At 69.6% G+C, this 13,574-nt stretch carries 15 protein-coding genes; 9 read left to right on the forward strand and 6 right to left on the reverse strand.

The annotated features are described in order from the left end of the window. Positions 1 to 96: 96 nt before the first annotated feature. From AC0B9F_RS15290 to AC0B9F_RS15305, 4 genes are read left to right on the forward strand one after another with little or no spacing between them, the layout of a single operon-like run. Positions 97 to 1,428, forward strand: a complete 1,332-nt coding sequence (locus AC0B9F_RS15290; protein ID WP_472002656.1) for an ABC transporter substrate-binding protein — start codon at positions 97 to 99, stop codon at positions 1,426 to 1,428. Beyond that, positions 1,428 to 2,441, forward strand: coding sequence for a carbohydrate ABC transporter permease (locus AC0B9F_RS15295; RefSeq protein WP_472002658.1), 1,014 nt, complete (start codon positions 1,428 to 1,430; stop codon positions 2,439 to 2,441). The genes AC0B9F_RS15290 and AC0B9F_RS15295 overlap by 1 nt, the downstream gene beginning before the upstream one ends. Next, entirely contained in the window at positions 2,438 to 3,346 is a 909-nt protein-coding gene (locus AC0B9F_RS15300; RefSeq protein WP_472002660.1) for a carbohydrate ABC transporter permease, read from the forward strand. The genes AC0B9F_RS15295 and AC0B9F_RS15300 overlap by 4 nt, the downstream gene beginning before the upstream one ends. 41 nt (positions 3,347 to 3,387) lie before the next feature. After that, a complete protein-coding gene (locus AC0B9F_RS15305) occupies positions 3,388 to 4,368 on the forward strand; it encodes a hydroxyacid dehydrogenase (RefSeq protein ID WP_472002984.1) in 981 nt (326 codons plus the stop codon). A 10-nt stretch (positions 4,369 to 4,378) separates the two neighbouring features. Here the strand turns inward: AC0B9F_RS15305 and AC0B9F_RS15310 are convergent, their stop codons facing one another. Both AC0B9F_RS15310 and sodN read right to left on the reverse strand, forming a co-directional pair. Then, entirely contained in the window at positions 4,379 to 4,906 is a 528-nt protein-coding gene (locus tag AC0B9F_RS15310; protein ID WP_472002662.1) for a hypothetical protein, read from the reverse strand. 168 nt (positions 4,907 to 5,074) lie between these two features. After that, entirely contained in the window at positions 5,075 to 5,470 is a 396-nt protein-coding gene (gene sodN, locus AC0B9F_RS15315; protein ID WP_103781377.1) for a superoxide dismutase, Ni, read from the reverse strand. A gap of 145 nt (positions 5,471 to 5,615) precedes the next feature. Between sodN and sodX the strand changes: the two genes are divergently transcribed. After that, entirely contained in the window at positions 5,616 to 6,059 is a 444-nt protein-coding gene (gene sodX, locus AC0B9F_RS15320) for a nickel-type superoxide dismutase maturation protease (RefSeq protein ID WP_472002986.1), read from the forward strand. Here the strand turns inward: sodX and AC0B9F_RS15325 are convergent. From AC0B9F_RS15325 to AC0B9F_RS15340, 4 genes are all read right to left on the reverse strand, one after another. Continuing rightward, positions 5,963 to 6,592: a CGNR zinc finger domain-containing protein gene (locus AC0B9F_RS15325; RefSeq protein WP_472002664.1), complete on the reverse strand. Its 630-nt coding sequence runs from the start codon at positions 6,590 to 6,592 to the stop codon at positions 5,963 to 5,965. The two genes, sodX and AC0B9F_RS15325, sit on opposite strands and share 97 nt — an antisense overlap. 241 nt (positions 6,593 to 6,833) lie before the next feature. After that, complete coding sequence (locus AC0B9F_RS15330) at positions 6,834 to 7,586, reverse strand: amino acid ABC transporter ATP-binding protein (RefSeq protein ID WP_472002987.1); 753 nt, start codon at positions 7,584 to 7,586, stop codon at positions 6,834 to 6,836. Positions 7,587 to 7,672: 86 nt separating this feature from the next. Next, the gene (locus tag AC0B9F_RS15335; protein WP_472002666.1) at positions 7,673 to 8,611 is read right to left on the reverse strand and encodes an amino acid ABC transporter permease; all 939 of its coding nucleotides are present in this window, start codon (positions 8,609 to 8,611) and stop codon (positions 7,673 to 7,675) included. A 35-nt stretch (positions 8,612 to 8,646) separates the two neighbouring features. After that, a complete protein-coding gene (locus tag AC0B9F_RS15340) occupies positions 8,647 to 9,594 on the reverse strand; it encodes an ABC transporter substrate-binding protein (RefSeq protein ID WP_472002668.1) in 948 nt (315 codons plus the stop codon). 583 nt (positions 9,595 to 10,177) lie between these two features. Here AC0B9F_RS15340 and AC0B9F_RS15345 point away from each other — a divergent pair. The 4 genes from AC0B9F_RS15345 to AC0B9F_RS15360 all read left to right on the forward strand — a co-directional run bounded on the left by AC0B9F_RS15345 (position 10,178) and on the right by AC0B9F_RS15360 (position 13,557). Then, positions 10,178 to 11,401, forward strand: coding sequence for an NAD(P)-dependent malic enzyme (locus AC0B9F_RS15345; protein WP_472002670.1), 1,224 nt, complete (start codon positions 10,178 to 10,180; stop codon positions 11,399 to 11,401). A 330-nt stretch (positions 11,402 to 11,731) separates the two neighbouring features. Further along, entirely contained in the window at positions 11,732 to 12,697 is a 966-nt protein-coding gene (locus AC0B9F_RS15350) for a zinc-binding dehydrogenase (protein ID WP_472002672.1), read from the forward strand. Between the two features lie 105 nt (positions 12,698 to 12,802). Beyond that, positions 12,803 to 13,012 (forward strand): helix-turn-helix domain-containing protein, encoded by a 210-nt coding sequence (locus tag AC0B9F_RS15355; protein ID WP_472002674.1) that lies wholly within the window; start codon positions 12,803 to 12,805, stop codon positions 13,010 to 13,012. Beyond that, on the forward strand, positions 13,012 to 13,557 hold the full coding sequence (locus tag AC0B9F_RS15360) for a Clp protease N-terminal domain-containing protein (protein WP_472002676.1): 546 nt from the start codon (positions 13,012 to 13,014) through the stop codon (positions 13,555 to 13,557). The genes AC0B9F_RS15355 and AC0B9F_RS15360 overlap by 1 nt, the downstream gene beginning before the upstream one ends. Positions 13,558 to 13,574 lie beyond the last annotated feature (17 nt).

Genomic DNA, 13,574 nt, shown 5'->3' on the forward strand with positions numbered 1-13,574 from the left:
TGATCACTTCAGATCATTTGATCGAAGAGTATTGACTCCGATCACATGGCGACTGAGGATGTCACTCGATCCCGCCCCGTCCAAGGAGCCGCGCCCATGACTTCCACCGCACGCAGAGTCCGCTCCACCGCTCTCGCCACCGTCACCGCCCTGTCCCTCGCCACGCTCGCCGCCTGCGGCTCGGCCGAGGACGCGGACGCAGGCGCCGCCGGCAAGAACGGTCCGGTGACGATCACGTTCTGGGGCTGGGCCAAGGGCACCAAGGACGTCGTCGACGCCTTCAACGCGGCGCAGAAGGACGTGAAGGTGCAGTTCCAGGAGATCCCCTCCGGCAACGCCGGCGGGTACGCCAAGATCTCCAACGCGGTGAAGGCGGGCAACGCACCCGACGTGTTCAACGTGGAGTACCCGCAGCTCCCGGACTTCGTCAGCCAGGGCGCCGTCAAGGACATCAGCAAGCTGGTCCCCGCCGGCCTGAAGGCCAAGTACCTGCCGCAGTCCGTTCAGTTGACCACGCTCGGCGGGTCGACCTGGGCGCTCCCGCTGGACGCCGCGCCGCAGACCTTCTACTACCGCAAGGACGTCTTCGCCACGGCGCACATCACCACGCCGCCGAAGACCTGGGCCGAGTTCCGCGCCGACGCGGAGAAGATCAAGAAGGCCGACCCCAAGGCCCGTATCGCCACCTTCTTCCCCGACGACCCGAGCACCTTCGAGGCGATGGCCTGGCAGGCGGGCGGGCAGTGGTTCAAGACCGAGGGCGACTCCTGGAAGGTGAACTTCACCGACCCCGCCACCAAGCAGACCGCCGGCTACTGGCAGAAGATGATCGACGACGACCTGGTCGACGTCGCCCCGTCCTTCTCCCAGCAGTGGACCGCCGCCCTCCAGAAGGGCCGGACCGTCGGCTACCTCGGCGCCAGCTGGGGCGCCGGCGTGCTCGGCTCCACCCTGCCCGACCAGACCGGCAAGTGGGCGGCCGCCCCGATCCCGACCGCCGACGGCAACCCCGCCAGCGGCATGCTCGGCGGTTCCACCTTCGCCGTCTCCAAGGACAGCAAGAAGGCGGAGGCCGCCGTGAAGTTCGCCGAGTGGGCGACCACCACCGAGGCCGGCATCAAGGCCCGTATCGCCAGCGGCACCTCCTCCGCCTACCCGGCCGCACCCGCGCTCGTCCCGGTCGCCAAGGCCTCCTTCAAGGGCGCGCTGTTCCAGGGCCAGGACGTCTACACGCTCTTCCAGGACGCCGCGAAGTCCATCCGCACCGACTGGAGCTGGGGCCCGGCCATGGGCGTCACCAACAACTCCCTCAAGGACTCCTTCGCCGGCATCAAGGGCGGCAAGGGCAGCATCCTCGACAGCGTCGAGGGCGCGCAGAGCGCGACCACCAAGGAGCTCGGCAACCGCGGCATCAAGGTGACCGGCTGATGGTCGCCCCGACGCCGCAAGGTGACCGGCCGGCGGTCGCCCCGACGTCGCAAGGTGACCGGCCGGCGGTCGCCCCGACGCCGCCCCGCGGCAGCGGACCGGCCTCCCGCCCCGCCCGCCGGAGCGGGAGGCCCGGCGCCCCGGTCGTCCTGCTGCTGCCGTTCTTCCTGCTCTTCACCGCGTGCACGCTCGTCCCCATCGGCAACGCCGTCTACCTCAGCCTCTACCGCGAGCGCCGCTCCGGACTCGGCTTCGGCGGCGTGCGGCGCGTCTTCGCCGGCCTCGGCAACTACACCGAAGCCCTCGGCGACGCCGCCTTCCGCGACGGCTTCCTCAACCTGGCGCTGTACTGCGCGCTGTACATCCCGCTCATGCTGGGCCTGTCCCTGCTGCTGGCGCTGCTGCTCGACTCCACGCTCGCCCGCGCCCGGCGCTTCTTCCAGCTGGCGCTGTTCCTGCCGCACGCCGTGCCCGGCATCATCGCCGCCCTGGTGTGGATGTACCTGTACACGCCCGGCGTGAGCCCGGTGATCGGCGCCCTGAACTCCGGCGGCATCGAGGCCGACCTGCTCGGCCACCCGGTCCCGGCCGTCGTCAACATCGCGCTGTGGGAGTGGACCGGCTACAACCTCATCATCTTCTTCGCCGCCCTCCAGGCCATCCCGCGCGAAGTGCTCGAAGCCTCCGTCATGGACGGCGCGGGCCCGCTGCGCACCGCGATCGGCATCAAACTCCCGCTGATCCGGCCCTCGCTCGCCATGGTCGGCCTGTTCACCGTGATCGGCTCGCTCCAGCTGTTCACCGAGCCGACGATCCTGCACGGTGCGGCCCCCGGCGTCGTCACCACCTGGACCCCCAACATGTACGCCTACACCGCGGCCTTCGAGCGGGGCGACTACGGACTCGCCGCGGCCGCCTCCGTCCTGCTCGCCCTCGCCGCCGCCGTCCTGTCCTTCGTGGTCACCCGGCTGACGGGCGGCCGCGGCGCCAAGCCGAAGGGAGCGAGGCCATGAGCACCACCGCGCCCGTACGGCCGCAGCCGCTGAAGTCTCCCGCCCACGACACCCCGACGCCCCGCCGCGGCCCCTGGTCGCTGTCCAGGGCGGCCGTCAACGGCATCCTGCTGCTGGCCACCGCCTACACCCTCTTCCCGCTGCTGTGGCTGCTGACCGCCGCCGCCAAGAACACCGGCGACCTGCTCGGCGGGCGGACCCTGTCACCGTCGCGCTGGCACCTCGGCGACAACCTCGCGAACCTGGCCGCGACCGGCGACGGCGTGTACTTCCGCTGGTACCTCAACTCCCTGCTGTACGCCGGCGTCGGCGCCCTGCTGTGCGGGCTGATCTGCGTCGCCGCGGGGTACGCCTTCCACGTCTCGCGCTTCCCCGGCAAGGAGAAGCTGTTCGGACTGGTGCTGGTCGGCGTGCTGGTGCCGACCACCGCGCTCGCCCTGCCGATGTACCTGCTCGCCTCCAAGACGGGCCTGGTCAACACCTTCTGGGCGGTGTTCCTGCCCTCCCTGGTCAACCCGTTCGGCGTGTACCTGGCCCGCGTCTTCTGCGCCGGATACGTGCCCGGCGAGGTGCTGGAGGCCGCGCGCATGGACGGCGCGGGGGAGCTGCGGACGTTCTGGTCGATCGGGCTGCGGATGGTGATGCCGGGGTTCGTGACGATCTGCCTGTTCCAGTTCACGGCGATCTGGAACAACTTCTTCCTGCCGCTGGTGATGCTGTCCGACACCAAGCTCTTCCCGGTCAGTCTGGGGCTGTACGCGTGGAACACGCAGACGCACTCGTTCCCCGAGTACTACCCGCTCGTGGTGACCGGTTCCCTGCTCGCCGTGATCCCGCTCGTCGTCGCCTTCGTGGCGCTGCAGCGGTTCTGGAAGGCGGGCCTGACCGCGGGGGCCGTCAAGTGACCTTCTCTCCGGACCGCGCTCTTCCGCGGGCCCTGCTCGCCATGCACGCCGACCTGGCGGCCAAGCTCATCGACCCGGCGACCATGACCCGGCTCACCGACCTCGCCGACCTCGACCCCAAGCTCGTCGCCGAGGACCTCACCGAACCGCGGGCGGCCGCCGTACTGCGGGACACCGAGGTCATCGTCAGCAGCTGGGGCTGCCCGCCGCTGACGGCCGAGGTGCTGGCCGGTGCGCCGCGGCTGCGGGCCGTCGTCCACGCGGCCGGCTCGGTCAAGCACCACATCACCGAGGCCTGCTGGGAACGCGGCATCCAGGTGACGTCCGCGGCCTGGGCCAACGCCCTGCCGGTCGCGGAGTACACCGTCGCCCTCATCCTGCTCGCCGGCAAACAGCTCCTGCGCATCCGCGACGACTACCGGCGCCGCCGCGCCCCCCACGACTGGCAGACCGCCTACGCCCGCGCCGGCAACTACCGCCGCACGATCGGCATCGTCGGCGCCTCCCGCATCGGCCGCCGGGTCCTGGAACTGCTCCGCCCGCACGACCTGGACCTCCTCCTGTACGACCCCTACGTCCCGACCGCCGAGGCGCAGGCGCTGGGCGCGCGGGCGGTCGGCCTGGACGAGCTGTGCGCCGCGTCGGACGTGGTGAGCGTGCACGCCCCCGAACTCCCGGAGACGCGGCACCTGATCGACGGGGACCGCCTGGCCCTCATGCCCACCGGCGCCACGCTCATCAACACCTCCCGCGGCTCCCTCATCGACCAGGACGCGCTGACGCAGGAACTGACCACGGGCCGCCTGGACGCGATCCTCGACGTGACGTTCCCGGAGGTCCTGCCCCCCGACTCCCCGCTCTACGACCTCCCCAACGTGCTCCTGACCCCGCACATCGCGGGCTCCCTCGGCAACGAGCTGCACCGCATGGCGTCGGCGGCGGCGGACGAACTGGAGCGCTACGCCACCGGCCGGCCCTTCGCCCATCCCGTCAGCCGCGCGGAGTGGCACCGCTCGGCGTGACCCACACGGCTCACAGATCGTCGTCGTCGACGGGTTCCGGTTCGCGGATCCAGGCGAGGTCCAGGACGTAGCGCTCGGTGACCGGGGGGTTGTTCCATGCCCGGCGGAGATGCTCCTCGAAGCTGTCGTCGAGGGGATGATCGAGGGTCTCCGCGTAGTAGTCGCCTGTCGCCTGCCGGTTCTCCCACCAGGCATGGCCTGCGTAGACGCCGGGGCGGGGGAGGGTCATCTCGCCGGCGGGCCCTCGGTCGAGTTGGCCGATGACGAGAACGCCCGTTTCGGATTCGATGCCGATGTCGACGTGACCTTCGGCGTCCGCGGGCGGTGCGGGGGGTGTGTCCCAGATGCGGATGGTCACGTGAACGTCGATGTCGGGTTGCAGGCTGAGGAGGTACAGGTGGTAGCCGTTACCGGCGACCACCCGTACCTCAGCGGCGTCCAGGGCTGCTTCGTCGCCGAGGCAGGCGTCGGCGTCGTACACCTCCACGACGCAGCGGGCCGGTGTGGCCTTGCAGTGGTATTCAGCCCGGAGTGCCATGCCTCCGCCGTCCTTCCTCCCGGCCCGGTCGCCCGCCGAGCACCGTGACGGAAAAAGACCGCACCCGGGCCGTCAGGGCGCCGTGGGAGGCGCGCTGCGGACCGGGTGCGGGCAGGAGACGCTGCGGTTGAATGAAGCGACCGCAGGGTCAGAAGGCGTAAGAAAAGATCAGGCCTTCTTGGTCTCCCAGAAGATCTTGTCGATCTCGGCGATCAGTTCCAGGGCCTTCTCGCCCGTCTTCGGGTCGGTGGAGGCCTTGGCGGCCGAGAGGGCCTTCAGGGTGTCGTTGACCAGCTGGTGCAGCTGCGGGTACTTCTCGAAGTGCGGAGCCTTGAAGTAGTCGCTCCACAGCACGGAGACGTGGTGCTTCGCGAGCTCGGCGCGCTGCTCCTTGATGACCGTGGCACGCGCCTGGAAGTGCGGGTCGTCGTTGCCGGCCATCTTCTCCTGTACGGCCTTCACCGACTCCGCCTCGATGCGGGCCTGGGCAGGGTCGTACACACCGCAGGGCAGGTCGCAGTGCGCGCTGACCTTGACCTTGGGGGCAAACAGGCGGGAAAGCATGGAGCATTCCTTCCTCGTGATCGTCTTCTCAGGTGGGACATTACTCCCTGCGGCACGGGTTTTCGCGAGTGCCCCCTTGGGCTTAGGACAAAAGTCCAGGGTCAGACTGGGACTGGTGGACGATCGGACCGGGGAGGTACGGGTGATGCCGGAGCTGTCGCAGGACACCGAGCAGGGCAGGGGTGCCGAGCCGCCCTTCGGCTGGGTGGAGGTCACGGGCCCGTCGATGGTGCCGACGCTGTACCACGGTGACCAGCTGCTGGTGCGGTACGGGAACCGGGTCCGCCCGGGCCACATCATCGTCCTGCGTCATCCGCTCCAGCAGAACCTGCTGGTCGTGAAGCGCGCGGCGGAGCGCCGTGAGGGCGGCTGGTGGGTGCTCGCCGACAACGCCTTCGGGACGACCACCGACAGCGAGGACTACGGCGTCGTACCGGACGAGCTGATCGTGGGCCGGGTGCTGTTCCGCTTCCGCCGCCCGCCACAGCCGGATCAGCGTTCGCCGCTGGCCGTCGTGCGCTGGGCGCTGTCGGCCGCGCGGCCCGTGCTCGCCGACCGGTCGGCCTCCAGGCGCTTGCGGGCCCGGTAGGCGGCGACGTTGGCGCGGGTGGCGCAGCGGTCGGAGCAGTAGCGCCGGGAGCGGTTCGTGGAGGTGTCCAGGTAGGCGTTGCGGCAGGGCGCGGCCTCGCACAGGCCGAGGCGGTCCACGCCGTACTCCGTCAGGTGGAACGCCAGGCCCATCGCCGCGATCGCGGCATAGCCGGCGGTGGCGTTGGACGGGTGGTCGGCCAGGTGCAGATGCCACAGCGGGCGGCCGTCGTCGTCGCGGTGGTCGTGGCCGGAGACCTGCGGACTGACCGGGAACTCCAGCAGCAGCGCGTTCAGCAGGTCCACCGCGCGGGCCTCGTCGCCCCCGTCCGCGGCCTCGAAGACCGCCCGCAGCCGCGCCCGGACCGAGCGGAACCGGGTGACGTCCGCGTCGGTGGCGCGCCGGGCCGCCGACTGGTTCACGCCGAACAGCTCCCGGACGGCCTCCACCGAGGTCAGGGAGTCCTTGCCGCGGGCCGGCTCCTCGCTGTTCACGAGCCGTACGGCGTAATCCGAGTAGTAGGCCAGTTCCACTGATAGTCCTTACGAAGGCGCTCTATGGTCGTGGGTGCGGTCGGGTAACAGCCGGGTGTGGATACAGGGTATTACGGTCATCCGGGTGGGGTAGGACGGTCCGTCCCCGGCCGGAACGCGGCGAGGGACGGTCCGTCCCCGGCCGGAAGGCGGCGACGACTTCCCTCAACCTCCGGGCGGGGACGGCGGACACGCCAAGGGGCGGCACGGCCAGGCCGTACCGCCCCTTGCGTGTCCGCCGCTACAGCACCTTGGACAGGAAGGACTTCGTCCGCTCGTGCTGCGGGTCGGTCAGGACCTCCCGCGGGTGGCCGGACTCGACCACCACACCGCCGTCCATGAAGACCAGGCTGTCGCCCACCTCGCGGGCGAAGCCCATCTCGTGCGTGACGACGACCATCGTCATGCCCGACTCGGCCAGGTCCCGCATGACGTCGAGGACGTCACCCACGAGCTCGGGGTCCAGCGCCGAGGTCGGCTCGTCGAACAGCATCAGCTTCGGGTCCATCGCCAGCGCCCGGGCGATCGCCACGCGCTGCTGCTGGCCGCCGGAGAGCTGCGAGGGGTAGCTGCGCGCCTTGTCGGCCAGGCCCACGCGCTCCAGCAGCTGCAGGGCACGCTCCCGCGCCTGTGACTTGCCGGCGCCCTTGACCTGCATCGGCGCTTCCATGACGTTCTCGACGGCCGTCATGTGCGGGAAGAGGTTGAACCGCTGGAACACCATGCCGATGTCCCGGCGCTTCAGCGCGACCTCGCTGTCCTTCAGCTCGTACAGCTTGTCGCCCTTCTGGCGGTAGCCGACCAGCTCGCCGTCGACGTACAGCCGCCCGGCGTTGATCTTCTCCAGGTGGTTGATGCACCGCAGGAAGGTCGACTTGCCGGAGCCGGACGGGCCGATCAGGCAGAACACCTCGCCCTGCTTGACCTCCAGGTCGATGCCCTTGAGGACCTCGAGGGCGCCGAAGCTCTTGTGGACGCCCTCGGCCTTCACCATCGGGACGGTGGACTTCTCGGGGGCGGCGTCCGTCTTGTCGGTCTTCACCGTCTCGTCGGCCTTGTCGGTCTTCGCGATCTTCTCGGTCATGCCGCAGCCCCCTCTCGGTGGGTCAGGGAGAGCACGTTCGCCCTGATCTTCTGCCAGGGCGTGGCCGGCAGCTGGCGGCTGGAACCGCGGGCGTAGTAGCGCTCCAGGTAGTACTGGCCCACGCTGAACACCGAGGTCAGCAGCAGATACCAGGCGGCGGCCAGGAACAGCATCTCGGCCGGGGCGCCGGAGGTCTGGCCGATGTCCTGCGCGACGCGTAGCAACTCGGAGTACTGGACGACCGAGACCAGCGAGGTCGTCTTCAGCATGTTGATGACCTCGTTGCCCGTCGGCGGCACGATCACGCGCATCGCCTGCGGGATGACGATCCGGCGCAGCGTCTTGCTGTGGCTCATGCCCAGCGCGTGCGCCGCCTCCGTCTGGCCCTCGTCGACCGCGAGCAGACCGGCGCGGCAGATCTCCGCCATGTACGCGGCCTCGTTCAGGCCGAGGCCGAGCAGCGCGGTCAGGAACGGGGTCATGAAGTCCGACCACTCGTCCTTGTAGATCGGCCCGAGGTTGATGTACTGGAAGACCAGACCCAGGTTGAACCAGACGATCAGCTGGACCAGCACCGGGGTGCCGCGGAAGAACCAGATGTAGAACCACGCGATCGACGAGGTCACCGGGTTCTTCGACAGGCGCATCACCGCCAGCAGGATGCCGCCGCCCACGCCGATCAGCATGGACAGGACGGTCAGCAGCAGGGTGTTGCCCACGCCGCTGAGCACGCGGTGGTTGAAGAAGTAGTCCGGGATCGCGCCCCAGTTGATCTTGCCCTGGGAGAACGCGTAGACGATGCCGCCCAGCAGGGCGAGCGCGATGACGGCGGAGATGTACCGCCCGTAGTGACGGACCGGGATGGCCTTGATCGCCTCCGGGCCTGCCGGCGGGGTGGCCGCCGGTTCCGTCGTCTTGTCTATGTCAACAGTCACGGGTGCTGCCTTTCAGTGCCCGCAGGAACGAGCGGTCACTTGCCGCCGTTGACGGTGGCCTGCTTCACGGCACCTGCCGTGACGCCCCACTTCTGGAGGATCTTGTTGTACTCGCCGTTCTTGATGACGGCGTCCAGCGCGGCCTTCAGGGCGTCGCGCAGCTGGGTGCTGCTCTTGGCGACCGCGATGCCGTACGGCGCCGCCTCGACCTGGCCGCCGACGATCTGGAAGTCCTTGCCGCCGCCGGAGGTCTTCACCGCGTACGCGGCGACCGGGAAGTCGGAGGAACCGGCGTTGGCGCCGCCCGCACGCAGGCGGGTCTGGGCCTGCTGGTCGTTGTCGAAGGGCTCGATCGTCAGCGTCTTGCCGGCCGGACACTTCTTCGCCTGGGCCTTGGCGAGGTCGTCGGAGACCGTGCCGCGCTGCACCACGATCGTCTTCCCGCACAGGTCGGCCCAGGTCTTGATGCCCTGGTCCTTGCCCTTCGGGGTGTAGATCGAGACGCCGGCGTTGAAGTAGTCGACGAAGTCGACGCCCTCGCCGACCTTCTTGCCGGTGTCGGAGTCGATGCCCTGCTGGCGGTCCTTGGTGTCGGTCATCGCGGACATGGCGATGTCGTAGCGCTTGGAGCGCAGACCGGTGATGAGGGTGTCGAAGGTGCCGTTCTGGAACTCGAACTTCACGCCGAGCTGCTTGCCCAGGGCGTCGGCGACATCCGGGTCGATGCCGACCGTGTTGCCGGAGCTGTCCCGGAACTCCACCGGCGCGTAGGCGATGTCCGAGCCGACCTTGATGACACCCTTGTCACGGACGGCCTTGGGGAGCAGGTTGGCGAGCGGGGCGTTGGTGGTGGAGGCCCCGCCGTCCTTCTTCGTCTGGTCACCACAGCCGGTGAGCAGTAGTGCGCCTGCGACCGCGATCGCACCGACCGCTGCTAGCCGTGAGTGCGCGGCGGTCGTACGACGGGTGGAGCTTGCGGTCATCGTGGGTTCCTCCGGCGGGATGGATGGTGCCGATGGTTGACGGCAGTGCCGATGGGTCGACGAGAACACACACCTTCGAGTGTCGCGACCTCGTGTGATTACGGCATCTTGCCATTCGGACTCCGACATTCAGGTGACTCGCCATGTCAAAATCGGATAACGGGCGACACCCGAACCGCACCACTCCGGTACATCACGGCGCACCTTCTTCGGGAATTTCGGCTTCCGGCCGGAAGATCTTCGGTGCATCTCACCATGTGGTCGACGGGTGAGGTGTGACCGTGTCCGCTTGAGTGCAGGTTGAGTGTTTGTCCAGGTCTTGTCCGCATATTCGGCCATGAGCGAAGTCATGGCATGCGGCTGACGTGTGACCTTCGCGGTATCGACTCGTCGGCGACACCGTCCGTCGGGTAAGAAGGTTCTTTACACCCCTCATCCGGGGCTCAGGGCGCGTGTGCGGCGCGCCCGTCGCGTAGGTGCCCGTACGCATCAGTCAAACCGGGCCGTACGCGGTGCCCGCCCGCCCCTCACCAGGGGCGGTCACAAACCCTCAAACCATGAACACTTAAGGGGTAAAGAGAAAGTGGCAGCGGAGATCGTCAATCCTCGCAGCGAGAGCACAGCGGATCAGGAGGGCGGTGCGGAGCCCCTCGATTCCTTCGATCCGGTGTTCGCCCTGCACCGCGGCGGCAAGATGGCCGTGCAGGCCACCGTGCCGATCCGTGACAAGGACGACCTGTCCCTCGCGTACACCCCCGGCGTCGCGCGCGTGTGCACCGCGATCGCGGAGCAGCCGGAGCTGGTCAACGACTACACCTGGAAGTCGTCCGTGGTCGCCGTGGTGACCGACGGCACGGCGGTGCTGGGACTCGGGGACATCGGGCCCGAGGCCTCTCTTCCGGTCATGGAGGGGAAGGCGATCCTCTTCAAGCAGTTCGGCGGCGTCGACGCGGTGCCGATCGCGCTCGACTGCACCGACGTCGACGAGATCGTCGAGACCGTGGTGCGGCTCGCGCCGTCCTTCGGCGGCGTGAACCTCGAGGACATCTCGGCGCCGCGGTGCTTCGAGATCGAGCGGAAGCTGCAGGAGCGGCTGGACATCCCGATCTTCCACGACGACCAGCACGGTACGGCCGTGGTGACGCTGGCGGCGCTGCGGAACGCCGCGCGGCTGAGCGGGCGGGAGATCGGGCAGCTGCGCGCTGTCATCTCCGGCGCCGGTGCGGCCGGTGTGGCCATCGCGAAGATGCTGATCGAGGCCGGGATCGGGGACGTCGCCGTCACCGACCGCAAGGGTGTCGTGTCCTCGGACCGTGAGGACCTGACGTCCGTGAAGCGGGAGCTGGCCTCGTTCACGAACAAGGCCGGGCTGAGCGGGTCGCTCGAGGACGCGCTGGCCGGGGCCGACGTGTTCATCGGCGTGTCCGGCGGCACGGTTCCGGAGGCCGCGGTGGCGTCCATGGCCGAGGGCGCGTTCGTGTTCGCCATGGCCAACCCGAACCCGGAGGTCCACCCCGAGATCGCGCACAAGTACGCGGCGGTCGTGGCGACCGGGCGGTCCGACTTCCCGAACCAGATCAACAACGTGCTGGCGTTCCCGGGGATCTTCGCGGGCGCGCTGCAGGTGCGGGCCACGCGGATCACGGAAGGCATGAAGATCGCGGCGGCTGAGGCGCTGGCGTCGGTGGTCGGGGACGACCTGGCGGCCGACTACGTCATCCCGTCGCCGTTCGACGAGCGGGTGGCGCCGGCCGTCACGGCGGCGGTCGCTGCTGCGGCTCGGGCGGAGGGGGTGGCGCGGCGGTAGGCTGCGCCGGCCTTGGCTGATGACCCCGTCCCGGGTGGGCGGGGTCATTTCGTTTGCGGGGTGCGGGTGCCTGCGGCGCGGGTTGCCTGCGGCGCCGGGTCGTGTGTCGGGTGCGGGTTGCGTTGTGGCTGGTCGCGCAGTTCCCCGCGCCCCTTTGGTGCCTGCGGCGGCCCGTTGCGGTTGCGTCGTGGCGTGCGTCGCGCCTGCGGTTCGTTGTGGGTCGGGGCCGGGGTGGGGGGTGACGGCCGTCGGGTGGGTGGTGCGCAAGAGGGTGTGTGTCACAGCGCGGTGCCGTTCCGTCGGGCGGGTGCGGAGCCTATCGTCGGGGACATGTTCGCTGTCTATGCCGCTCGAATTGACCGCGACCAGCCGTTGAACGGACTGGAGTTGGGGGAACGTCCCGCTCCTGAGGTCCGTCCCGGGTGGAGCACCGTCAATGTCAAGGCCGCCTCCCTCAACCACCACGACCTGTGGTCCCTGCGCGGCGTGGGCCTCGCGGAGGACACGCTGCCGATGATCCTCGGCTGTGATGCCGCCGGTGTCGACGAGGACGGCAACGAGGTCGTCCTGCACTCCGTGATCGGGCAGAGCGGTCACGGTGTCGGGCCCAAGGAGCCCCGGTCGATCCTGACCGAGCGGTATCAGGGGACCTTCGCCGAGCAGGTGACCGTGCCGACGTGGAACGTGCTGCCGAAGCCGAAGGAGCTGTCGTTCGCGGAGGCCGCCTGTCTGCCGACCGCGTGGCTGACGGCCTATCGGATGCTGTTCACCAATGCCGGTGTACGGCCCGGTGACTCGGTGCTGGTGCAGGGCGCCGGTGGTGGGGTCGCCACCGCCGCGATCGTGCTCGGCAAGGCCGCGGGGCTGCGGGTCTTCGCGACCAGCCGGGACGAGGCCAAGCGGAAGCGGGCCCTGGAGCTGGGGGCGGTCGAGGCGCTGGAGTCGGGGGCGCGGCTTCCGCAGCGGGTGGACGCGGTGATCGAGACCGTGGGCGCCGCCACGTGGTCGCATTCCGTGAAGTCGCTGCGGCCCGGGGGCACGGTCGTCATTTCCGGGGCCACCAGCGGGGACCGGCCCTCGCACGCCGAGCTGACGCGGATCTTCTTCCTGGAGCTGAAGGTCGTCGGGTCGACCATGGGCACCAAGGACGAGCTGGAGGATCTGCTCGCTTTCTGCGCCGCCACCGGGGTGAGGCCCGTGATCGACGAGGTGCTGCCCATGGAGCGGGCCCGTGAGGGCTTCGAGCGGATGGAGTCCGGGGAGCTGTTCGGGAAGGTTGTGCTGACCAACTCCTGAGGAGTGTGGGGAAGGTCTGAGGCGGGTCCGGTGGGGCCCGCCTTTTTTTGGCGTGGGTGTCAACTTTCGTTGACATGGGATGGATGTCAACGTAGGTTGACTGGCATGAGTGACGCCATCGATCTCGCCGAGCGGGCGGGAGACCGGGACCCCCGGGTCGGGCTGCGGGCCGTTGCCGCGCTGCGCCGGCTGCTGGAGCAGTTGGAGGCGGTGCAGGTGCGCAGTGCCCGGAATCAGGGCTGGTCGTGGCAGGAGATCGCCGCGGAGCTCGGGGTCAGTAGGCAGGCCGTGCACAAGAAGTACGGGAGGCGCTGATGTTCGAGCGGTTCACCGAGGACGCCCGGGACGTGGTCAAGGGGGCGGTCGAGCATGCGGGCGGGGAAGGGGCGCGGAGTGTGGGTGCCGAGCATCTGCTGCTCGCACTGCTGGACCGGGAGGGTGGTCGGGGCGGCTTCGCGCTCGCCGCTCTTCGGGTCGGCCGGGAGTCCGTGCGGCGGGGGGTGGGCGAGGCCCGGCGGCGGGGTGGGCTGACCCGGGCGGAGTCCGATGCGCTGGCCGGGCTGGGGATCGATGTGGCGGAGGTGGTCGCCCGGGTGGAGGAGGCGCACGGGGTGGGCGCCATGAGGGGTGATGGCGGAGGTTCGGGGCGGCCGCGGTTCAGCCGCGGGGCCAAGGACGTACTGGAGAAGTCGCTGCGGATGGCCCTCGCGCAGCGGGACCGGCACATCGGTGACGAGCATCTGCTGCTGGCGCTGACCGTCCTGCCGGGAGTGCCGGCCGAGGTGCTCGCCGATCACGGGGTGACGCATGCGTCGGTGACCCGGGTGCTGTACGGCGGGGGAGAGGCGAAGGCCGGCTGAACCGGCCCCGCCGCCGC

This window comes from Streptomyces sp. NPDC097129 (assembly GCF_055668065.1).

Excerpts from the sequence above, each read along its gene's own strand:
- AC0B9F_RS15290 (WP_472002656.1), top strand. The coding sequence starts at position 97 with ATGACTTCCACCGCACGCAGAGTCCGCTCCACCGCTCTCGCCACCGTC.
- AC0B9F_RS15295 (WP_472002658.1), top strand. The coding sequence starts at position 1,428 with ATGGTCGCCCCGACGCCGCAAGGTGACCGGCCGGCGGTCGCCCCGACG.
- AC0B9F_RS15300 (WP_472002660.1), top strand. The coding sequence starts at position 2,438 with ATGAGCACCACCGCGCCCGTACGGCCGCAGCCGCTGAAGTCTCCCGCC.
- AC0B9F_RS15305 (WP_472002984.1), top strand. The coding sequence starts at position 3,388 with ATGCACGCCGACCTGGCGGCCAAGCTCATCGACCCGGCGACCATGACC.
- AC0B9F_RS15310 (WP_472002662.1), bottom strand. The coding sequence starts at position 4,906 with ATGGCACTCCGGGCTGAATACCACTGCAAGGCCACACCGGCCCGCTGC.
- sodN (WP_103781377.1), bottom strand. The coding sequence starts at position 5,470 with ATGCTTTCCCGCCTGTTTGCCCCCAAGGTCAAGGTCAGCGCGCACTGC.
- sodX (WP_472002986.1), top strand. The coding sequence starts at position 5,616 with ATGCCGGAGCTGTCGCAGGACACCGAGCAGGGCAGGGGTGCCGAGCCG.
- AC0B9F_RS15330 (WP_472002987.1), bottom strand. The coding sequence starts at position 7,586 with ATGGTGAAGGCCGAGGGCGTCCACAAGAGCTTCGGCGCCCTCGAGGTC.
- AC0B9F_RS15340 (WP_472002668.1), bottom strand. The coding sequence starts at position 9,594 with ATGACCGCAAGCTCCACCCGTCGTACGACCGCCGCGCACTCACGGCTA.
- AC0B9F_RS15350 (WP_472002672.1), top strand. The coding sequence starts at position 11,732 with ATGTTCGCTGTCTATGCCGCTCGAATTGACCGCGACCAGCCGTTGAAC.
- AC0B9F_RS15355 (WP_472002674.1), top strand. The coding sequence starts at position 12,803 with ATGAGTGACGCCATCGATCTCGCCGAGCGGGCGGGAGACCGGGACCCC.
- AC0B9F_RS15360 (WP_472002676.1), top strand. The coding sequence starts at position 13,012 with ATGTTCGAGCGGTTCACCGAGGACGCCCGGGACGTGGTCAAGGGGGCG.